Origin of the sequence: Leclercia sp. Marseille-Q4284 (assembly GCF_916618945.1) — a bacterium.
GTDB classification, from domain to species: domain Bacteria; phylum Pseudomonadota; class Gammaproteobacteria; order Enterobacterales; family Enterobacteriaceae; genus Enterobacter; species Enterobacter tamurae.
Window position 1 is genome coordinate 3112809 of sequence record NZ_CAKAKG010000001.1, and the last position, 20691, is coordinate 3133499.

The window sequence follows — 20691 nt, forward strand, 5'->3', positions numbered from 1 at the left end:
AATCTGATTTCGGCTCTCTTTTGCCGTCCTGGCAAGTTGGTTATGTTTTATCAAGGAACATGTAGTATGCGTAAAATCGCATTGTTCATTGCGATGCTTCTTATTCCGTGCGTTTCGTTTGCCGGGCTGCTCAGCAGCAACAGCTCCACGACGCCAGTGAGCAAAGAATACAAGCAGCAGTTGATGGGCTCTCCGGTCTATATCCAGATCTTCAAGGAAGAGCGTACGTTAGACCTGTTTGTGAAGATGGGTGAGACGTATCAGCTGCTCGACAGCTATAAAATCTGTAACTACTCCGGCGGCCTCGGCCCGAAACAGCGTCAGGGCGATTTTAAAAGCCCGGAGGGGTTCTACAGCGTTCAGCGTAGCCAGCTAAAACCCGACAGCCGCTTCTATAAAGCCATTAACATCGGCTTTCCGAATGCCTATGACCGTGCGCATGGCTATGATGGTAAATACCTGATGATCCACGGGGCATGTGTTTCCGTTGGCTGCTACGCCATGACCGACAGCGGGATTGATGAGATCTTCCAGTTTGTGACCGGTGCGCTGGTGTTTGGCCAGTCTGCCGTGCAGGTGAGCATCTATCCGTTCCGGATGACCGATGCCAATATGGCGCGTCACAAAACGTCCTACTACGCGGAGTTCTGGAAACAGCTTAAACCGGGTTATGACTACTTCCAGCAGACCCGTAAGCCGCCGACTGTTTCGGTAGTGGATGGACGTTACGTGGTCAGCAAGCCGCTGAGCCACGAAGTCGTCCAGCCACAGCTGGCGTCAAACTACACGCTCCCCGAGACAAAATAAGATCCACTCGCCTGGCATAATTTTTTGCCAGGCTTCGTTGCCCGTCAGCGGCTGCGTTGCAATCACAGTGACCACATCGTTCGGTGTGGTCTCTTTCTGAAAGTCGATTTCCACATCCTGATCCAGCAGCTTTGCCACGCCAAACGGCGCCCGGCGGGTGATCCAGAACAGATTCGTGGAGCAGAACGCCATCACGTAGCGCCCGTCAGACAACAGCATGTTAAACACGCCCTTCTCACGTAGCTCGGACGCCAGCGACGCAATGTATTTAAACACTGCGGTCATGTTGCTCGGGGTGCGTGGATAGCGCTCGGTCAGCTTATGCAGCAGCCAGCAGAAGGCTTTTTCACTGTCGGTTTCCCCCACCGGACGGAAGTTGCCGGTCTCCAGTGACTTATAGCCGCTCAGCTGGCCGTTATGGGCGTAGGTCCAGTTGCGACCCCACAGCTCGCGGGTAAACGGATGGGTATTTTCCAGCGCGACTTCGCCGCGGTTGGCCTGGCGAATATGGGCCACCACCGAGCGGGATTTAATAGGATAATCCTGCACCAGTCTGGCAATCGGGGAGTTAAAGCTGGGTTGTGGATCCTTGAACGTGCGACAGCCTTTCCCTTCGTAGAAGGTGATACCCCAGCCGTCTTTATGCGGCCCGGTTCCTCCACCGCGCTGCACCAGCCCGGTAAAACTGAAGCAGATATCGGTCGGCACATTGGCGCTCATCCCGAGCAGTTCGCACATACATCACCTCCACAACTGTGGGGGCGATATGCCCCCAGCGAAGTCTTACTTAACCATCTCTTTTTCGATTAACTGAATCAGGATATGGATCACTTTGATGTGAATTTCCTGAATACGGTCAGCGTAACCGAAGTGAGGCACGCGAATTTCGATATCCGCCGTACCCGCCATTTTCCCGCCGTCTTTGCCGGTCAGGGTAATGACTTTCATCCCCTTCTCGCGTGCCGCTTCAATCGCTTTGATCACATTACCGGAGTTGCCGGAGGTGGAAATCCCCAGCAGGACATCCCCTTCACGACCCACCGCTTCAACATAGCGGGAGAAGATGTGATCGTAACCGAAGTCGTTGCCCACGCAGGAGATGTGGCTGACGTCAGAGATGGCGATCGCCGGATAGCCCGGACGGTTTTCACGATAACGACCGGTCAGCTCCTCGGCAAAGTGCATGGCATCACAATGTGAACCGCCATTGCCGCAGGAGAGCACTTTACCGCCCTCTTTGAAGCTGTCGGCCAGCAGGACCGCCGCGCGCTGAATAGCGTGAATATTGGCTTCATCTTTCAGAAAGTTAGCCAGCGTTTCCGCCGCTTCGTTCAGTTCGTTACGAATAAGATCCTGGTACATGAGGATAATCCTTCAGTATTGATGAAATAACAGAGCAAGTTTACCGGATAGCGGTAAAAGCGAGAAGCTAAAGCCGCATGAATCGGCAGGCGTTTTGCTTATTTGTGCCGCGTAAAACATGAACAATGTGAACCAGGTTGTAATTATTTTGTGAATGCATTGCTAAAAGAAATAACATCCACTACAACCATATCATCACAAGTGGTCAGACCTCCTACAAGACAGGGAGCATTTCTTTATGATGATTTTAAGTATTCTTTTATCCGTTATGCTGATCGGGGTGTTGTTCTATCACCGTGTCAGCTTGCTTTTGAGCAGCCTCATCTTGCTGGCCTGGACCGCTGCGCTCGGCGTCGCTGGCATCTGGAATATCTGGGTGCTGGTGCCGGTGGCGATCATGCTGGTGCCGTTCAACATGCCTTCCATGCGTAAGTCGATGATTTCCGCTCCGGTATTCCGTGGCTTCCGCAAAGTCATGCCGCCGATGTCGCGTACCGAAAAAGAAGCTATCGATGCGGGCACCACCTGGTGGGAAGGCGATCTGTTCCAGGGCAATCCTGACTGGAAAAAGCTGCACAACTACCCTCAGCCGCGCCTTACTGCGGAAGAGCAGGCGTTCATTGATGGTCCGGTTGAAGAAGCCTGCCGGATGGCGAACGACTTCCAGATCACCCATGAGATGGCCGATCTGCCACCGGAACTGTGGGCATTTTTAAAAGAGCATCGCTTCTTCGCGATGATCATCAAGAAAGAGTACGGCGGGCTGGAGTTCTCTGCTTACGCTCAGGCTCGCGTGCTGCAAAAACTGTCCGGCGTCTCCGGGATCCTGGCGATCACCGTCGGCGTGCCTAACTCCTTAGGCCCGGGAGAACTGCTGCAACATTACGGTACTGAAGAGCAGAAAGATCACTACCTGCCGCGTCTGGCACGCGGTCTGGAAATCCCATGCTTCGCACTGACCAGCCCGGAAGCGGGTTCCGATGCTGGTGCCATCCCGGATACCGGTGTGGTCTGCATGGGCGACTGGCAGGGTGAACAGGTGCTGGGTATGCGCCTGACCTGGAACAAACGCTACATTACGCTGGCGCCAATCGCTACCGTGCTGGGGCTGGCCTTTAAACTCTCCGATCCGAATAAGCTGTTAGGCGGTGAAGAGGATCTGGGCATTACCTGTGCGCTGATCCCTACCTCTACCCCGGGCGTGGAAATTGGTCGTCGCCACTTCCCGCTGAACGTGCCGTTCCAGAACGGTCCGACCCGCGGTCAGGATATCTTTGTCCCAATTGATTACATCATCGGCGGCCCGAAAATGGCCGGTCAGGGCTGGCGTATGCTGGTGGAATGTCTGTCTGTTGGCCGCGGCATTACCCTGCCGTCGAACTCAACCGGCGGTCTGAAATCGGTGGCGATGGGGATTGGTGCTTACGCTCATATCCGCCGTCAGTTCAAAGTCTCTATCGGTAAAATGGAAGGGATTGAGGAGCCGCTGGCGCGTATCGCAGGCAACGCCTACGTAATGGATGCAGCTGCCTCCTTAATTACCTACGGCATTATGCTGGGTGAAAAACCAGCCGTGCTGTCCGCCATCGTGAAATATCACTGTACCCACCGTGCGCAGCAGTCGATCATCGACGCGATGGATATCGCTGGCGGGAAAGGCATTATGCTCGGCGAAGGTAACTTCCTGGCACGCGGCTATCAGGGCGCACCTATTGCCATTACCGTGGAAGGGGCCAACATCCTGACCCGCAGCATGATGATCTTCGGTCAGGGCGCAATCCGCTGCCATCCATACGTACTGGAAGAGATGGCGGCCGCACAGAACAATGACGTGGATGCTTTCGACAAGCTGCTGTTTAAACACATCGGCCACGTCGGCAGTAACCAAATGCGCAGCTTCTGGCTGGGTCTGACCCGCGGCCTGACCAGCGCCACGCCAACCGGCGATGCTACCCGTCGTTACTACCAGCATCTGAACCGTCTGAGTGCCAACCTTGCGCTGCTCTCCGACGTGTCGATGGCGGTGCTGGGCGGTAGTCTGAAGCGCCGGGAACGTATCTCCGCTCGTCTGGGTGATGTGCTGAGCCAGATCTTCCTCGCCTCTGCGGTACTGAAACGCTACGACGATGAAGGCCGTCATGAAGCGGATCTGCCGCTGGTGCACTGGGGTGTGCAGGATGCGCTGTATCAGGCTGAACAGGCTATTGACGATCTGCTGGTGAACTTCCCGAACCGCATTGTCGCCGGTGCCCTGCGCGTGGTCATCTTCCCGACCGGCCGTCACTATCTGGCGCCGTCCGATAAGCTGGATCATAAAGTGGCGAAGATCCTGCAGGTGCCGAGCGCAACCCGCTCCCGTATCGGCCGCGGTCAGTACCTGACCCCGAGCGAGCATAACCCGGTGGGACTGCTGGAAGAGGCGCTGCTGGATGTGATGGCTGCCGATCCGATTCATCAGAAGATCTGCAAACAGCTCGGTAAAAACCTGCCGTTCACCCGCCTGGATGAGCTGGCGAAACAGGCCCTCGCCGGGGGCATCATCAGTCAGGACGACGCTGCCCTGCTGATCAAAGCGGAAGAGAGCCGTCTGCGCAGTATTAACGTCGATGATTTCGATGCCGATGAGCTGGCAACACAGCCGGTAAAGCTGACAGAGATCGTGCGTAAACCGGAAGCCGCATAACCCATTGCAGTGCTAAACAACCCCGCCTGGTGCGGGGTTTTTTATTGCCGCCCGTTTCTCTGATTGTCGTGCTACAGTGTCAAAATGTGGTTCTTCGAGGAGTCTTACTGTGCCTGGTTTGAAGATTACGCTTTTGCAACAACCGCTGGTGTGGATGGATGGCCCCGCCAACCTGCGCCATTTTGATCGTCAGCTGGAGGGGATCGCCGGACGCGACATCATTATCCTGCCTGAAATGTTCACCACCGGGTTTGCCATGGAAGCGGCAAAACAGTCCCTGCCGCAGGAGGATGTAGTGGCCTGGATGCAGGCCAGAGCGCAGCAAACTCAGGCATTAATCGCCGGGAGCGCCGCGTTGCAGACCGAACGTGGGCCGGTTAACCGTTTTCTGCTGGTTGAGCCCGAGGGCAAGGTGCATTTCTACGATAAGCGCCACCTGTTCCGCATGGCGGATGAGCACCAGCATTATGAAGCGGGTAATGAGCGGCTGGTGTTTGAGTGGCGCGGCTGGCGCATTCTGCCGTTAGTCTGTTACGACCTGCGCTTCCCGGTATGGTCGCGTAACCGTAACGATTATGACCTGGCGTTGTATGTCGCTAACTGGCCTGCCCCGCGCTCGCTGCACTGGCAGGCGCTGCTGACCGCACGGGCAATCGAGAACCAGGCCTATGTCGCGGGCTGCAACCGGGTGGGTACTGACGGCAATGGGCATCACTATCGCGGCGACAGCCGGGTGATAAACCCGCAGGGGGAGATAATCGCCACCGCAGAGCCGCATCATGCCACACGCATTGACGCCGAGCTGTCATTGACGGCATTGAGAGACTATCGGGAGAAGTTTCCTGCCTGGCAGGATGCGGATCCGTTTAGCATTAACTAAACATCTGCCGGGTAGCATCAAAGCGTGTTGCCCGGCCAAATCTGCAGCGCTGATAAAACGAGAAAGGCCTGAATCATTGCTGATTCAGGCCTTCTGAATAGTGGCGGAACGGACGGGACTCGAACCCGCGACCCCCTGCGTGACAGGCAGGTATTCTAACCGACTGAACTACCGCTCCGCTGTGTTCCCTTGGGAACGAGGCAGATATTACGGTTTGCCTCCGATCCCGTCAATGCTTTTTCTCTGCTTTTGAATCGTTTGCTGCAAAAACGATCCAAACGGTTATTTTACCAGCATTTCTGTCGCAATTAACTGCGCCAGAGGCAGCTACCGCCCTTCTTCTGCACCAGATCCAAGCGCGATTCATGTTGCAGTAACTCTTCATCGCTGGCAAGAATGACGCGTAGTGCGCTGGCCTGACGAACAATGCGCTGAATTTCGTTCTCTCCGGACTGCTGCTGGGAATCATTTTCGGCGTTAAAGGCCAGCGCTGTCTGGCCCCCCGTCATGATCAGATAGACATCGGCCAGGATTTGGGCATCGAGTAATGCCCCGTGCAGCGTTCGTTTGCTGTTATCTATTTCATAGCGCGAGCACAACGCATCGAGGCTGTTACGCTTGCCGGGGAACATCCTCCTCGCCATCGCCAGACTGTCGGTGACTTTACAGAAGGTATCGGTCTTCGGCAGGCCGCGGTTAAGCTTGCTGAATTCATAGTCCATAAAGCCGATATCAAACGAGGCGTTATGAATGACCAGCTCGCCGCCTTTGATGTAGTCGATGAACTCATCGGCGACGTCGGCAAAGGTGGGTTTATCCAGCAAGAATTCATCTGCGATACCGTGAACGCCAAAGGCTTCCGGGTCCACCAGCCGGTCTGGCTTCAGGTAAACGTGAAAGTTATTGCCGGTAAGACGGCGGTTGATCACCTCTACCGCACCGATCTCGATAATCTTGTGCCCTTCATAGTGAGCACCGATCTGGTTCATACCGGTGGTTTCGGTATCGAGGACGATGATCCTGTCGGCATTATGTGTGTCTGCAATACTCATTCTGAAAACCTGCTCTGTTCAACGGCGACATTGTAAACAACCTGGCCAGGCCTTCAAAGGCTAATTCGCACCGACTCTATTTTGCAGTGCTGATGGCGACCATTTATGTCAGACTTACCGTTTTGATTACAGGATGTCTGCCAGGATGCGTAAACAGGTAGAGATTTACACCGACGGATCGTGCCTCGGCAACCCGGGGCCGGGGGGCTACGGTGCAATTTTGCGTTATCGCGAACACGAAAAAACCTTCAACGAAGGCTATCGCCTGACCACCAACAACCGTATGGAGTTGATGGCGGCGATTGTGGCCCTCGAGGCGCTAAAAGAGCACTGCGATATCGTGCTGAGCACCGACAGTCAGTATGTGCGCCAGGGGATCACGCAGTGGATCCATAACTGGAAAAAACGGGGCTGGAAAACGGCCGACAAAAAACCGGTGAAGAATGTCGATCTCTGGCAGCGTCTGGATGCGGCACTCAGCCAGCATAAAATCCAGTGGGAGTGGGTGAAAGGCCACGCCGGGCATCCTGAAAACGAACGCTGTGACGAACTGGCCCGCGCAGCGGCGATGAATCCGCAGCATGACGATCTAGGGTATAAACCGGAAGCCTGATCAGGGCTTACGGTATTGTCGTGTCGCACCCACGGCGGCACGCAGCGGCGTTTTCGCTTTGCTCTGTTTCATGGGGTTAAGCGTCAGAGGGATGGTGCGCTTGCGCGCCACAATCAGCTGCATACAGCCCAGCGCCGGGAAATGGGTGCTGAGCATCTTCCCGCCCTGCCGCGTCCAGGGTAAAACCTGAAAACCGCTATGGTGCATCACCTCAAAGTTGAGCAGCGACAGCCAGTCGAGCTGGCGCATCAGGGTGAACATCCGGCTGTTGTACGGCGGGGTGTGGCGCAGAACAGGCACCAGCTTACGCAGCCCCATCAGACTCATCGGGTTAAACCCGCTGATCACCAGCCAGCCATCATCAATCAGCACCCGATCAGCTTCCCGCAGCAAACGGTGTGGATCTTCGCACCAGGGCAACGAATGCGCCAGCAGGCAGGCATCCACAGATTTTTCAGCAAACGGCAAATGTAACGGGTCCGCCTTCACCTGAACGGGCTCGCCCCCCAGCGAAACATTAACCTGATGTGAGATCCCGCAACTTTCGGTGTTGATTTCCGCGCTCAGATTGCCAATCTTAAGCAGGTGAAAACCATACATTTTCGCAAACCAGGGCTTAAGCTGCTGCTCAAGCGCTTCGCGATAATATTCGCCCCAGGGCAATTCCGCCCAATGTGCTGGTGCTGAGACAATCTGAGGTATCCTTGCCGGTTTCATCAAAACACCCGCCACGCTATGAGAGGTAATGTATGAATCTTATCAGTATTCCTGCTTTTCAGGACAATTACATCTGGGTTTTAACCAATGATGAAGGTCGCTGCATCATCGTCGATCCTGGCGAAGCAGAGCCGGTGCTGAAGGCCATTGAGCAAAACCAGTGGCAGCCGGAAGCGATTCTTCTGACCCATCATCACCACGACCACGTGGGCGGCGTGGCAGCAATCTGTGCAAAATTTCCGCATCTTGTGGTCTATGGCCCCGCTGAGACACAAGATAAAGGTGCTACCCGCATAGTCGAAGATGGAGAAAAGATCCTCATTCTTGCGTCGGAGTTTTCCGTAATTGCCACACCGGGTCACACTTTAGGACATATCTCGTTCTTCAGTTTTCCTTATCTTTTCTGTGGCGATACCATGTTCTCCGGCGGCTGCGGAAGACTGTTCGAAGGCACGCCAGCCCAGATGTACCAGTCCTTCCAGAAAATTAACGACCTTCCCGCCGACACCCTCATTTGTTGCGCGCATGAATACACTTTAGCGAATATGAAGTTTGCAATGCACGTTTTGCCCGAGGATATGGCGATTCAGGATTATTACCGCAAAGTTAATGAGTTACGTGCGAAAAAACAAAAAACACTCCCCGGAATTCTGAAAAATGAACGTCAAATTAATTTATTTCTCAGAACTGATGACATTGATTTAATTAATAAAATTAATGAAGAAACAAATATGCAACAACCTGAAGAGATTTTTGCATGGTTAAGGGCTAAGAAAGATAACTTCTCATAATTGTGTGTTGCCTTTTCAAATATTCGTCGTTATCATCGCTCGTCTTTTAAGCAACTATTGACACACACATGAAGGCAAAAGCGATATTACTCGCCTCTGTCCTGCTTGTGGGTTGCCAGGCGTCTCAGAACACTGGCAACGTACAACAGCACGCACAGAGCCTTTCTGCAGCTGGTCAAGGGGAAGCAGGGAAGTTTACAAGTCAATCGCGATGGGCAGACGATGGGACGTCTTTCGCACAGGATCAAGACTTGTGGGTCTCTATTGGCGACGAGCTAAAGATGGGAATTCCGGAAAACAGCCGGATTCGCGAACAGAAACAGAAGTATTTAAGCAATAAGAGCTATCTCCACGATGTAACTTTACGGGCAGAGCCGTATATGTACTGGATAGCAGGGCAAGTTAAGAAACGTAACATGCCTATGGAACTGGTACTACTACCCATAGTGGAGAGCGCTTTTGACCCACATGCAACGTCTGGCGCCAAGGCCGCAGGTCTTTGGCAGATCATTCCGAGCACAGGGCGAAATTATGGTTTAAAACAGACCCGCAACTACGATGCGCGTCGTGATGTGGTCGCTTCGACGACTGCAGCACTCGACATGATGCAACGTCTGAACAAGATGTTCGACGGTGACTGGCTGCTGACTGTCGCTGCGTATAACAGCGGTGAGGGTCGTGTACTGAAGGCAATGAAAGCGAATAAAGCACGGGGTAAACCTACCGACTTTTGGTCGCTTCCACTGCCACGGGAAACCAAATTATACGTACCAAAAATGCTGGCTTTGAGTGAAATTTTCAAAAACAGCCAACAGTACGGCGTGAAGCTGCCGACCTCGGACGAGAGTCGCGCGCTGGCGAGAGTGCGTATCAACAATCCTGTTGAACTGCGACAGGTTGCGGATATGGCAGGTATCTCGGTCACCAAACTGAAAGCCTTTAACGCAGGTGTAAAGGGCTCTACGTTGGGTAACAGCGGGCCGAAGTACGTTCTGGTGCCGCAGAAACACGCTGAACAGTTACGGGTATCTCTGGCGGCGGGTGAAATTGCTGCGGTTCAGTCTACGCTGATCGCGGATAATTCACCGGTTAACAGCCGTAGCTATCAGGTACGTACAGGCGATACGCTTTCAGGTATTGCATCACGTCTTGGCGTGAGCACCAACGATCTGCAGCAGTGGAACAAGCTGCGCGGCTCTAGCTTGAAAGTGGGTCAGAACCTGACGATTGGCGCGGGTACCAGCGCGCAGCGTCTCGCCAATAACAGCGATAGCATTACCTATCGCGTGCAAAAAGGCGATTCGCTCTCCAGTATTGCGAAGCGTCACGGCGTGAACATCAAAGATGTGATGCGCTGGAACAGCGATACCGACAATCTGCAGCCTGGCGATCGGATAACGTTGTTTGTGAAAAACAACGCGACACCGGATTCCTGATTTCAGAGACCTGATGTAAAAAAGGCACCGATTCCCCCGGTGCCTTTTTTGTTTTATCCCGCTTTCCGGGCTTCAGCGAAGAGCGTATCGCCGGTGAATGAACCCTCCTCCTGCAGCTCAAAATAGGCTTTTACCTCTGCGGAAGCGCTGTCCTGATAGAGACGAATTGCCTGGCTCAATGCCTCTGGCGTGCGCATACGAGCAATCCATGAAGAGAACTCCAGGGTCAGCCTGTCGGTCTGCAACGCCCGCGTAATCAGCCCGGCGTCAGTGAACATCGATAACCATTCGCCGCTGGAGTAATTACGGACATGGGAGGTATCACGCAGGGCTTCAACCGTCTGCAACCAGATATCCCGAACAGGATGGCCGGGCGACATGATATCCATGATGATGACCACACCGCCCGGTTTCAGAACCCGCTTAACTTCGCGTAACGCCTGGCCGACATCATGCCAGTGGTGCGCCGAGTAGCGGCTGATGACGATATCAAAAGAGTGGTCGGCGAAGGATAAGGATTCGGCATAACCCTGGCGGGTAGCAATATTCCCCAGCCCCTTCTCACTGGCAGCCGCAGCGACCACCTCCAGCATCTGGCTGGATAAGTCATATGCCGTCACATGAGCGACCTGCTGTGCCGCCACAAAGCTGGCATGACCCGCTCCGCAGCCTAAATCCAGCACGCTGGCATCGGGAAAGTCGGCCAGACGCTCAGCCAGACGCTGGAGATCGCGCCCGGACGCGTGAACCGCGCTGGTGAGATAGGCCTTCGCCTGGGAGCCAAACTGTTTTTCTACGTTGTCATGATGGGACTGTATTGTCATTTTTTGCTGTCCTTTGGTTGATGAAAAATAAAGGGCAGCACCCGCACAGGCCTGCCCCACGGCAGACCTGACATACCTCTATCTCTCAGGCTTGCCGGGACTGAATTCGACGAGTAGCGGATTGTGATCGGATGCGCGCGTCACCAGCACTGAAGCTTCACTGACGTTCAGACCACGATAGAAGACAAAATCGAGCGGGCGACCAAACGCCTTGCGACGTTGGTCATCAGTAAAGCGCACTTCGCGCAGCGACATCTCACGCGCGAAGCGATAAAGCGCATTCATCCGCGGGCGGCTCCAGGCATTGAAATCACCGGCCATTACCACCGGACCGCTGTGATGCGCGATCTGATCCCCGATGGGCAGCAACTGTTTGCTGTAGACATCAACGCCGAGGCTGAAATTGACCGCATGGATATTCACCACCATCAGCAGACGGGTATCCGGCAGTGGGTAGACGGTGACCAGGGCAGATTTTGCCAGGCGCAGGAGCGGTTCTCGTTCCCGCAGCGGGCAGCAATAAACAGGGTGGGCGGCAGAGAGCGTCATCACGCCTGACGGATGCTGAGGCAGGACAAATGCCGGTACCTGGTCAGCAGCAAGATAGTTAGTGGTCGCAAACCTGACCAGCTCTGGTGTGGTTTGCGCCTCCTGCAACAGCACCAGGTGCGCATCCTTACCAAAGTTTTGCAGAACGGATAACCATTCGGCGCGCTGCTGTTTGAAGATATTCCACACCAGCACCCGAATTTTTTCATCACTGCTTAAAGGTGCGCCCGCGGGCAACGCCTGGCCAATGCTCGCAAACGACCCCGGAGGCAAAATTCTCTCCGCAGGTTGTCCGGCAACATAACGCATGGCATAGGTATTTTTTCGCACGATGTGAAACGACCTCTATAGACAGAACCCGTCCAGAAACAGGAGCGGGTTCTAATGTTATAGGGTTTTAAGCTCACACTTTCAACGCAATTACTGATAAACCGCTGTTTGGTTTTGTTAGCAAGTGCTTACACCAACTTATTCCAGCACAACACGAGGGGTCTTATCCAGGCGACCGCTCAGGCCAATCAGCATAAATGCTGCGAGTACAATTACCGCCCCAATCCATGGCGTTTGTGCCAGACCAAAGTGCTCTACGGTCTGCCCGCCAATAATAGACCCCAGCGCAATGCCCACGTTGAAAGCAGCGATGTTCAAACCAGAGGCAACATCTACGGCATTAGGGGTATAGAGCTCGGCTTTTTGTACCACGTAGACCTGCAGGCCCGGTACGTTACCGAAGGCGAAGATCCCCATCACCAGTACCGTCGCCAGCGCGGCATATTGCATCGAGGCGGTAAACTGGAAGACCAGCAGCAGGACAACCAGTGCGGCAAAGATAATTTTTAGTGCCGGAACGGCGCCGTGCTTATCTGCCAGCTTGCCGCCCCAGATGTTGCCGATCGCCACCGACACCCCATAGCCGAGCAGGATCCAACTGACTGCGCTCGGTGAGAATCCGGCCAGATCCTGCATCATGGGTGCCAGGAAGGTAAAGGCGGTAAACACACCGCCGTAACCCAGCGCCGTAATGGCGTAGATCATCAGCAGGCGAGGATGGGTCAGCACCTTCACCTGATCGCGTAACGTTGCTGCCGCACGACCCGGAATGTTCGACGGGATCAGTATCAGACTGCTGATCAAAGCGATCACCCCCAGCAGCGAGACCGCAAGAAACGTTTCACGCCAGCCAAAATGCTGTCCGATAAAGGTGCCCAACGGGACACCGGTAACCAGCGCCACGGTTAAACCACCAAACATGATGGCAATGGCAGAGGCTGCTTTCTCTTTAGGCACCAGGCTTGTCGCGATGGTCGAGCCGATGGAGAAGAAGACCCCATGGGCAAGGCCGGTCAGCAGACGGGCAATCACCAGGGTGGTGTAATCAGGTGCCTGCCAGGCAAGAATATTGCCGGCAGTGAAAAGTACCATCAACGCCATCAGCAGTTGTTTACGCGGCAGACGGCCTGTAAGGGCAGTCAGCACCGGCGCGCCGATCGCCACGCCCAGGGCATAGATGGAAACCAGCAGACCCGCAGAAGGCAGGGAGATGGCAAGCTGGTCAGCAATTGTTGGAACCAGACCTACAATAACAAATTCGGTAGTGCCGATTGCAAAGGCACTGATCGTCAGGGCAAGTAGCGCCAGAGGCATATAAAACTCCGTCTCATCAGGATTAAGATGACACGGAGTATGCGCCAGTGTTTAAATAACAAAAATGCTCAAAGTATCAATACAATTTTGCGGATTAAGCAACAATGAAAGCAACCTCTGAGGAACTGGCGATCTTTGTCGCCGTCGTTGAGAGCGGCAGCTTTAGCCGCGCCGCCGAACAGCTCGGTCAGGCCAATTCAGCCGTCAGCCGGTCGGTAAAAAAGCTGGAGATGAAGCTGGGCGTCAGCCTTCTGAACCGGACGACCCGCCAGCTAAGCCTGACAGAAGAAGGCGAACGTTATTTCCGTCGCGTGCAGTCTATCCTGCAGGAGATGGCGGCGGCAGAAACAGAGATTATGGAAACCCGGAGCACGCCGCGCGGCCTGTTGCGTATCGACGCCGCCACCCCCGTGGTGCTCCATTTCCTGATGCCTTTAATTAAACCTTTCCGCGAGCGTTATCCGGAAATGTCGCTGTCTCTGGTCTCGTCAGAAACCTTTATCAACCTGATTGAGCGCAAGGTGGATGTGGCGATCCGCGCCGGGACGCTAACCGATTCCAGTCTGCGGGCACGCCCGCTGTTCACCAGTTATCGCAAAATCATCGCCTCTCCGGACTATATTGCCCGTTTCGGCAAGCCTGAGACGATTGAGGAGCTCAAGCAGCATCTGTGTCTGGGCTTTACGGAGCCGGTATCCCTTAATACCTGGCCCCTTGCCTGTCGGGATGGCCAGCTTCATGAAGTGGCGAGCGGGTTATCCTCAAACAGCGGCGAGACGCTCAAGCAGTTATGCCTTGAAGGGAACGGGATTGCCTGTCTTTCGGATTATATGATTGATAAAGAGATTGCCAGGGGGGAGTTAGTGGAGCTGATGGCGGATAAGCGCCTGCCGGTTGAGATGCCCTTCAGCGCGGTCTATTACAGTGACAGAGCGGTAAGTACCCGCATCAGGGCCTTTATCGACTTTCTGAGCGAGCATGTAAAACAGCTCCCGAAGGAGCTGTAAGAGGGTTTTGGGTACAGAGGGAGGGTTAAATTAATCCCAGTTCGGCGCCAGCCCTTCCGGGCTCACCAGGCGATCGTTGCAATCCAGTGCCGCGATCGTTTTTTTATCGTCCTGATCCAGCGTCAGATCCTGTGCCAGCAGGTTGCTCGCCAGGTTTTCACGTTTGGTTGAAGAAGGGATCACCGCATATCCCTCCCCCATCGCCCACGCCAGGATAACCTGCGCGGCAGTGGCGTTATGTTTGGCAGCGATACGCAGAATGGTTTCATCTTTTAGCGCTTTGCCGTAAGCCAGCGTCATATAAGAAGTGATATGAATGTCGTGCTGCTGCGCCCACTCCACTACCTGACGGTTCTGCAGATAAGGGGAAAGTTCGATCTGATTGGTCGCGATATTTTCTGCGCCAACAGCCGCAATCGCCTTTTCCATCAACGGGATAGTAAAGTTAGAAATCCCAATCTCACGCGTCAGCCCCTGGGATTTAGCTTCCAGCAACGCCTGCATAAACTCTTCAACTGACACGGTGTCGTTTGGCGATGGCCAGTGGATCAAGGTCAGATCGACATAATCGGTGCGCAGCTTTTTCAGGCTCTCTTTCAGGCCTGGAATTAATTTCTCTTTGCTGAGGTTCTCAATCCAGATTTTGGTGGTGATAAAAAGTTCGTCGCGCGGTACGCCGCTCTCTTCGATGGCCTGGCCGACCGCAGCTTCGTTATCATAGATCTGCGCGGTATCAATCGCGCGATAGCCCAGTTCGAGGGCAGTTTTAACGGATGCGATGACAACGTCGTCTTTAAGGCGGAAAGTGCCGAGACCAAATGCAGGGATAGTCATTGAATTCCTCTTTTCTTCATCATGTTTGTTAATAAAGAGGATTATTACTGCTGGGGCGATGTGAAAAAAGAGCGTATTAAGCAGAGGATTTTTGCGTTTATAGCAATAATTAAACGACAGGCAAGAAAAAAGCCCTGAGCGTTAGCTCAGGGCTTTCAATAGGTGGCGGAACGGACGGGACTCGAACCCGCGACCCCCTGCGTGACAGGCAGGTATTCTAACCGACTGAACTACCGCTCCACCGAATACTTCTGTAACCACCGGATTAACGCCCCGGTTCACTACGTAATTTGATGCCTGGCAGTTCCCTACTCTCGCATGGGGAGACCCCACACTACCATCGGCGCTACGGCGTTTCACTTCTGAGTTCGGCATGGGGTCAGGTGGGACCACCGCGCTACAGCCGCCAGGCAAATTCTGTTGTCATGCCCCAAGGGCACACCGGTTAATCTGTATCAGCTGAAAATCGTCTTCTCAAATCCGCCGAAACAGCTTCGGCGTTGTAAGGTTAAGCCTCACGGTTCATTAGTATCGGTTAGCTCAACGCATCGCTGCGCTTACACACCCGACCTATCAACGTCGTCGTCTTCAACGTTCCTTCAGGACCCTTAAAGGGTCAGGGAGAACTCATCTCGGGGCAAGTTTCGTGCTTAGATGCTTTCAGCACTTATCTTTTCCGCATTTAGCTACCGGGCAGTGCCATTGGCATGACAACCCGAACACCAGTGATGCGTCCACTCCGGTCCTCTCGTACTAGGAGCAGCCCCCCTCAATTCTCCAGCGCCCACGGCAGATAGGGACCGAACTGTCTCACGACGTTCTAAACCCAGCTCGCGTACCACTTTAAACGGCGAACAGCCGTACCCTTGGGACCTACTTCAGCCCCAGGATGTGATGAGCCGACATCGAGGTGCCAAACACCGCCGTCGATATGAACTCTTGGGCGGTATCAGCCTGTTATCCCCGGAGTACCTTTTATCCGTTGAGCGATGGCCCTTCCATACAGAACCACCGGATCACTATGACCTGCTTTCGCACCTGCTCGAGCCGTCACTCTCGCAGTCAAGCTAGCTTATGCCATTGCACTAACCTCCTGATGTCCGACCAGGATTAGCTAACCTTCGTGCTCCTCCGTTACTCTTTAGGAGGAGACCGCCCCAGTCAAACTACCCACCAGACACTGTCCGCAACCCGGATTACGGGTCCACGTTAGAACACCAGCCATTAAAGGGTGGTATTTCAAGGTTGGCTCCACGCAGACTGGCGTCCACGCTTCAAAGCCTCCCACCTATCCTACACATCAAGGACCAGTGTTCAGTGTCAAGCTATAGTAAAGGTTCACGGGGTCTTTCCGTCTTGCCGCGGGTACACTGCATCTTCACAGCGATTTCAATTTCACTGAGTCTCGGGTGGAGACAGCCTGGCCATCATTACGCCATTCGTGCAGGTCGGAACTTACCCGACAAGGAATTTCGCTACCTTAGGACCGTTATAGTTACGGCCGCCGTTTACCGGGGCTTCGATCAAGAGCTTCGCGTTGCCGCTAACCCCATCAATTAACCTTCCGGCACCGGGCAGGCGTCACACCGTATACGTCCACTTTCGTGTTTGCACAGTGCTGTGTTTTTAATAAACAGTTGCAGCCAGCTGGTATCTTCGACTGATTTCAGCTCCACGAGCAAGTCGCTTCACTTACCATCAGCGTGCCTTCTCCCGAAGTTACGGCACCATTTTGCCTAGTTCCTTCACCCGAGTTCTCTCAAGCGCCTTGGTATTCTCTACCTGACCACCTGTGTCGGTTTGGGGTACGATTTGATGTTACCTGATGCTTAGAGGCTTTTCCTGGAAGCAGGGCATTTGTTGCTTCAGCACCGTAGTGCCTCGTCATCACACCTCAGCGTTAGTAAGGTTCCGGATTTACCTGGAACCTCCGCCTACATGCTTAAACCGGGACAACCGTCGCCCGGCCAACATAGCCTTCTCCGTCCCCCCTTCGCAGTAACACCGAGTACAGGAATATTAACCTGTTTCCCATCGACTACGCCTTTCGGCCTCGCCTTAGGGGTCGACTCACCCTGCCCCGATTAACGTTGGACAGGAACCCTTGGTCTTCCGGCGAGCGGGTTTTTCACCCGCTTTATCGTTACTTATGTCAGCATTCGCACTTCTGATACCTCCAGCAGACCTCACAGTCCACCTTCGACGGCTTACAGAACGCTCCCCTACCCAACAACGCATAAGCGTCGCTGCCGCAGCTTCGGTGCATGGTTTAGCCCCGTTACATCTTCCGCGCAGGCCGACTCGACCAGTGAGCTATTACGCTTTCTTTAAATGATGGCTGCTTCTAAGCCAACATCCTGGCTGTCTGTGCCTTCCCACATCGTTTCCCACTTAACCATGACTTTGGGACCTTAGCTGGCGGTCTGGGTTGTTTCCCTCTTCACGACGGACGTTAGCACCCGCCGTGTGTCTCCCGTGATAACATTCTCCGGTATTCGCAGTTTGCATCGGGTTGGTAAGCCGGGATGGCCCCCTAGCCGAAACAGTGCTCTACCCCCGGAGATGAGTTCACGAGGCGCTACCTAAATAGCTTTCGGGGAGAACCAGCTATCTCCCGGTTTGATTGGCCTTTCACCCCCAGCCACAAGTCATCCGCTAATTTTTCAACATTAGTCGGTTCGGTCCTCCAGTTAGTGTTACCCAACCTTCAACCTGCCCATGGCTAGATCACCGGGTTTCGGGTCTATACCCTGCAACTTAACGCCCAGTTAAGACTCGGTTTCCCTTCGGCTCCCCTATACGGTTAACCTTGCTACAGAATATAAGTCGCTGACCCATTATACAAAAGGTACGCAGTCACACCACGAAGGTGCTCCCACTGCTTGTACGTACACGGTTTCAGGTTCTTTTTCACTCCCCTCGCCGGGGTTCTTTTCGCCTTTCCCTCACGGTACTGGTTCACTATCGGTCAGTCAGGAGTATTTAGCCTTGGAGGATGGTCCCCCCATATTCAGACAGGATACCACGTGTCCCGCCCTACTCTTCGAGTTCACAGCAGGTGTATCTTCGTGTACGGGAGTATCACCCTGTACCCTGCGACTTTCCAGACGCTTCCACTGACACACATGCTGATTCAGACTCTGGGCTGCTCCCCGTTCGCTCGCCGCTACTGGGGGAATCTCGGTTGATTTCTTTTCCTCAGGGTACTTAGATGTTTCAGTTCCCCTGGTTCGCTTCGTTAAGCTATGTATTCACTTAACGATAGTGCAACGGATTGCACTGGGTTTCCCCATTCGGAAATCGTCGGCTATAACGGTTCATATCACCTTACCGACGCTTATCGCAGATTAGCACGTCCTTCATCGCCTCTGACTGCCTAGGCATCCACCGTGTACGCTTAGTCGCTTAACCTCACAACCCGAAGATGTCTCTTTCGATTCATCATCGTTTTGCAAAAATTTGAGAGACTCGAACACACCGCTCATCTGCTCTTATTACGGAGAGCAGACACAGTGTGTCGTTTCAATTTTCAGCTTGATCCAGATTTTTAAAGAGCAAAACTTCGCAGCGCACCTTCGCAGGTACACTCTGAAGTTTTTGTGTTGTCGCAGTAAAGGATGGTGGAGCTATGCGGGATCGAACCGCAGACCTCCTGCGTGCAAGGCAGGCGCTCTCCCAGCTGAGCTATAACCCCATCGTAGTTAAATCTCTTCAAATTTGCGTGGCAAATTTGGTAGGCCTGAGTGGACTTGAACCACCGACCTCACCCTTATCAGGGGTGCGCTCTAACCACCTGAGCTACAAGCCTGCAGAGATTTTTTACTGCTTACTTTTCATCAGACAATCTGTGTGAGCACTGCAAAGGCAGGTTCTTTAAGGTAAGGAGGTGATCCAACCGCAGGTTCCCCTACGGTTACCTTGTTACGACTTCACCCCAGTCATGAATCACAAAGTGGTAAGCGCCCTCCCGAAGGTTAAGCTACCTACTTCTTTTGCAACCCACTCCCATGGTGTGACGGGCGGTGTGTACAAGGCCCGGGAACGTATTCACCGTAGCATTTTGATCTACGATTACTAGCGATTCCGACTTCATGGAGTCGAGTTGCAGACTCCAATCCGGACTACGACGCACTTTATGAGGTCCGCTTGCTCTCGCGAGGTCGCTTCTCTTTGTATGCGCCATTGTAGCACGTGTGTAGCCCTACTCGTAAGGGCCATGATGACTTGACGTCATCCCCACCTTCCTCCAGTTTATCACTGGCAGTCTCCTTTGAGTTCCCGGCCGGACCGCTGGCAACAAAGGATAAGGGTTGCGCTCGTTGCGGGACTTAACCCAACATTTCACAACACGAGCTGACGACAGCCATGCAGCACCTGTCTCAGAGTTCCCGAAGGCACCAAAGCATCTCTGCTAAGTTCTCTGGATGTCAAGAGTAGGTAAGGTTCTTCGCGTTGCATCGAATTAAACCACATGCTCCACCGCTTGTGCGGGCCCCCGTCAATTCATTTGAGTTTTAACCTTGCGGCCGTACTCCCCAGGCGGTCGACTTAACGCGTTAGCTCCGGAAGCCACTCCTCAAGGGAACAACCTCCAAGTCGACATCGTTTACGGCGTGGACTACCAGGGTATCTAATCCTGTTTGCTCCCCACGCTTTCGCACCTGAGCGTCAGTCTTTGTCCAGGGGGCCGCCTTCGCCACCGGTATTCCTCCAGATCTCTACGCATTTCACCGCTACACCTGGAATTCTACCCCCCTCTACAAGACTCTAGCCTGCCAGTTTCGAATGCAGTTCCCAGGTTGAGCCCGGGGATTTCACATCCGACTTGACAGACCGCCTGCGTGCGCTTTACGCCCAGTAATTCCGATTAACGCTTGCACCCTCCGTATTACCGCGGCTGCTGGCACGGAGTTAGCCGGTGCTTCTTCTGCGAGTAACGTCAATCGATGAGGTTATTAACCTCACCGCCTTCCTCCTCGCTGAAAGTACTTTACAACCCGAAGGCCTTCTTCATACACGCGGCATGGCTGCATCAGGCTTGCGCCCATTGTGCAATATTCCCCACTGCTGCCTCCCGTAGGAGTCTGGACCGTGTCTCAGTTCCAGTGTGGCTGGTCATCCTCTCAGACCAGCTAGGGATCGTCGCCTAGGTGAGCCATTACCCCACCTACTAGCTAATCCCATCTGGGCACATCTGATGGCAAGAGGCCCGAAGGTCCCCCTCTTTGGTCTTGCGACGTTATGCGGTATTAGCTACCGTTTCCAGTAGTTATCCCCCTCCATCAGGCAGTTTCCCAGACATTACTCACCCGTCCGCCACTCGTCACCCGAGAGCAAGCTCTCTGTGCTACCGTTCGACTTGCATGTGTTAGGCCTGCCGCCAGCGTTCAATCTGAGCCATGATCAAACTCTTCAATTTAAGTTTGATGCTCGTGAATTAAACTTCGTAATGAATTACGTATGTTCACTCAGAGACTTTGGTATTCATTTAT

At 53.8% G+C, this 20691-nt stretch carries 14 protein-coding genes, 4 tRNA genes, 3 rRNA genes and 1 pseudogene; 7 read left to right on the forward strand and 15 right to left on the reverse strand.

Annotation, left to right across the window (positions count from 1 at the left end):
- The first annotated feature begins 66 nt into the window (after window positions 1–66).
- On the forward strand, window positions 67–807 hold the full coding sequence (dpaA, locus tag LG383_RS14695) for a peptidoglycan meso-diaminopimelic acid protein amidase (protein WP_225759479.1): 741 nt from the start codon (window positions 67–69) through the stop codon (window positions 805–807).
- On the opposite strand, the gene LG383_RS14700 is transcribed toward dpaA, so the two are convergent.
- Window positions 778–1545, reverse strand: a complete 768-nt coding sequence (locus tag LG383_RS14700) for a class II glutamine amidotransferase (RefSeq protein WP_166181648.1) — start codon at window positions 1543–1545, stop codon at window positions 778–780. The genes dpaA and LG383_RS14700 overlap by 30 nt on opposite strands.
- Window positions 1546–1590: 45 nt before the next feature.
- The gene (lpcA, locus tag LG383_RS14705) at window positions 1591–2169 is read right to left on the reverse strand and encodes a D-sedoheptulose 7-phosphate isomerase (protein WP_059308682.1); all 579 of its coding nucleotides are present in this window, start codon (window positions 2167–2169) and stop codon (window positions 1591–1593) included.
- A gap of 238 nt (window positions 2170–2407) precedes the next feature.
- Here lpcA and fadE point away from each other — a divergent pair, with 238 nt between their 5' ends.
- Window positions 2408–4852, forward strand: a complete 2445-nt coding sequence (fadE, locus tag LG383_RS14710) for an acyl-CoA dehydrogenase FadE (RefSeq protein WP_225759480.1) — start codon at window positions 2408–2410, stop codon at window positions 4850–4852.
- Window positions 4853–4961: 109 nt separating this feature from the next.
- Window positions 4962–5732, forward strand: a complete 771-nt coding sequence (locus LG383_RS14715) for an amidohydrolase (protein WP_106996008.1) — start codon at window positions 4962–4964, stop codon at window positions 5730–5732.
- Window positions 5733–5833: 101 nt separating this feature from the next.
- On the opposite strand, the gene LG383_RS14720 is transcribed toward LG383_RS14715, so the two are convergent.
- Both LG383_RS14720 and dnaQ read right to left on the reverse strand, forming a co-directional pair.
- A tRNA-Asp gene (locus LG383_RS14720) sits at window positions 5834–5910 on the reverse strand.
- A gap of 130 nt (window positions 5911–6040) precedes the next feature.
- On the reverse strand, window positions 6041–6784 hold the full coding sequence (dnaQ, locus tag LG383_RS14725) for a DNA polymerase III subunit epsilon (protein ID WP_225759481.1): 744 nt from the start codon (window positions 6782–6784) through the stop codon (window positions 6041–6043).
- A gap of 145 nt (window positions 6785–6929) precedes the next feature.
- Here dnaQ and rnhA point away from each other — a divergent pair, with 145 nt between their 5' ends.
- Window positions 6930–7397 carry a ribonuclease HI gene (gene rnhA / locus LG383_RS14730; protein WP_225759482.1) on the forward strand — a complete coding sequence of 156 codons (468 nt, stop codon included), beginning with the start codon at window positions 6930–6932 and terminating at the stop codon, window positions 7395–7397.
- On the opposite strand, the gene LG383_RS14735 is transcribed toward rnhA, so the two are convergent.
- On the reverse strand, window positions 7398–8114 hold the full coding sequence (locus LG383_RS14735) for a class I SAM-dependent methyltransferase (protein ID WP_106996010.1): 717 nt from the start codon (window positions 8112–8114) through the stop codon (window positions 7398–7400). It abuts the gene before it with no gap.
- 32 nt (window positions 8115–8146) lie between these two features.
- Here LG383_RS14735 and gloB point away from each other — a divergent pair, with 32 nt between their 5' ends.
- Entirely contained in the window at window positions 8147–8905 is a 759-nt protein-coding gene (gene gloB, locus LG383_RS14740) for a hydroxyacylglutathione hydrolase (RefSeq protein ID WP_225759483.1), read from the forward strand.
- 68 nt (window positions 8906–8973) lie between these two features.
- Window positions 8974–10341: a murein transglycosylase D gene (gene mltD, locus LG383_RS14745; protein WP_106996012.1), complete on the forward strand. Its 1368-nt coding sequence runs from the start codon at window positions 8974–8976 to the stop codon at window positions 10339–10341.
- Between the two features lie 53 nt (window positions 10342–10394).
- On the opposite strand, the gene LG383_RS14750 is transcribed toward mltD, so the two are convergent.
- The 3 genes from LG383_RS14750 to LG383_RS14760 all read right to left on the reverse strand — a co-directional run bounded on the left by LG383_RS14750 (window position 10395) and on the right by LG383_RS14760 (window position 13358).
- On the reverse strand, window positions 10395–11165 hold the full coding sequence (locus tag LG383_RS14750; protein ID WP_225759484.1) for a class I SAM-dependent methyltransferase: 771 nt from the start codon (window positions 11163–11165) through the stop codon (window positions 10395–10397).
- A gap of 78 nt (window positions 11166–11243) precedes the next feature.
- Complete coding sequence (locus LG383_RS14755) at window positions 11244–12044, reverse strand: endonuclease/exonuclease/phosphatase family protein (RefSeq protein WP_039032074.1); 801 nt, start codon at window positions 12042–12044, stop codon at window positions 11244–11246.
- A 138-nt stretch (window positions 12045–12182) separates the two neighbouring features.
- On the reverse strand, window positions 12183–13358 hold the full coding sequence (locus LG383_RS14760) for an MFS transporter (protein WP_166181643.1): 1176 nt from the start codon (window positions 13356–13358) through the stop codon (window positions 12183–12185).
- Window positions 13359–13462: 104 nt separating this feature from the next.
- Between LG383_RS14760 and yafC the strand changes: the two are divergent.
- A pseudogene (gene yafC / locus LG383_RS14765) lies at window positions 13463–14394 on the forward strand (DNA-binding transcriptional regulator YafC).
- Window position 14395: 1 nt separating this feature from the next.
- Here the strand turns inward: yafC and dkgB are convergent.
- The 7 genes from dkgB to LG383_RS14800 form a co-directional block, all read right to left on the reverse strand.
- Window positions 14396–15199 (reverse strand): 2,5-didehydrogluconate reductase DkgB, encoded by an 804-nt coding sequence (gene dkgB / locus LG383_RS14770; protein ID WP_225759486.1) that lies wholly within the window; start codon window positions 15197–15199, stop codon window positions 14396–14398.
- Window positions 15200–15362: 163 nt separating this feature from the next.
- Window positions 15363–15439: transfer RNA gene (locus LG383_RS14775), tRNA-Asp, on the reverse strand.
- Window positions 15440–15494: 55 nt separating this feature from the next.
- A 5S ribosomal RNA gene (gene rrf, locus LG383_RS14780) occupies window positions 15495–15610 on the reverse strand.
- Between the two features lie 93 nt (window positions 15611–15703).
- Window positions 15704–18610 (reverse strand): 23S ribosomal RNA (locus tag LG383_RS14785).
- A 207-nt stretch (window positions 18611–18817) separates the two neighbouring features.
- A tRNA-Ala gene (locus tag LG383_RS14790) sits at window positions 18818–18893 on the reverse strand.
- A 37-nt stretch (window positions 18894–18930) separates the two neighbouring features.
- A tRNA-Ile gene (locus LG383_RS14795) sits at window positions 18931–19007 on the reverse strand.
- Between the two features lie 71 nt (window positions 19008–19078).
- Window positions 19079–20618, reverse strand: a 16S ribosomal RNA gene (locus LG383_RS14800).
- The 16S, 23S and 5S rRNA genes sit together here with 3 tRNA genes alongside, the layout of an rRNA operon.
- Between the last annotated feature and the right edge of the window lie 73 nt (window positions 20619–20691).

Excerpts from the sequence above, each read along its gene's own strand:
- mltD (WP_106996012.1), top strand. The coding sequence starts at position 8,974 with ATGAAGGCAAAAGCGATATTACTCGCCTCTGTCCTGCTTGTGGGTTGC.
- rnhA (WP_225759482.1), top strand. The coding sequence starts at position 6,930 with ATGCGTAAACAGGTAGAGATTTACACCGACGGATCGTGCCTCGGCAAC.
- LG383_RS14700 (WP_166181648.1), bottom strand. The coding sequence starts at position 1,545 with ATGTGCGAACTGCTCGGGATGAGCGCCAATGTGCCGACCGATATCTGC.
- LG383_RS14750 (WP_225759484.1), bottom strand. The coding sequence starts at position 11,165 with ATGACAATACAGTCCCATCATGACAACGTAGAAAAACAGTTTGGCTCC.
- LG383_RS14735 (WP_106996010.1), bottom strand. The coding sequence starts at position 8,114 with ATGAAACCGGCAAGGATACCTCAGATTGTCTCAGCACCAGCACATTGG.
- LG383_RS14760 (WP_166181643.1), bottom strand. The coding sequence starts at position 13,358 with ATGCCTCTGGCGCTACTTGCCCTGACGATCAGTGCCTTTGCAATCGGC.
- gloB (WP_225759483.1), top strand. The coding sequence starts at position 8,147 with ATGAATCTTATCAGTATTCCTGCTTTTCAGGACAATTACATCTGGGTT.
- fadE (WP_225759480.1), top strand. The coding sequence starts at position 2,408 with ATGATGATTTTAAGTATTCTTTTATCCGTTATGCTGATCGGGGTGTTG.
- dkgB (WP_225759486.1), bottom strand. The coding sequence starts at position 15,199 with ATGACTATCCCTGCATTTGGTCTCGGCACTTTCCGCCTTAAAGACGAC.
- dpaA (WP_225759479.1), top strand. The coding sequence starts at position 67 with ATGCGTAAAATCGCATTGTTCATTGCGATGCTTCTTATTCCGTGCGTT.
- lpcA (WP_059308682.1), bottom strand. The coding sequence starts at position 2,169 with ATGTACCAGGATCTTATTCGTAACGAACTGAACGAAGCGGCGGAAACG.
- dnaQ (WP_225759481.1), bottom strand. The coding sequence starts at position 6,784 with ATGAGTATTGCAGACACACATAATGCCGACAGGATCATCGTCCTCGAT.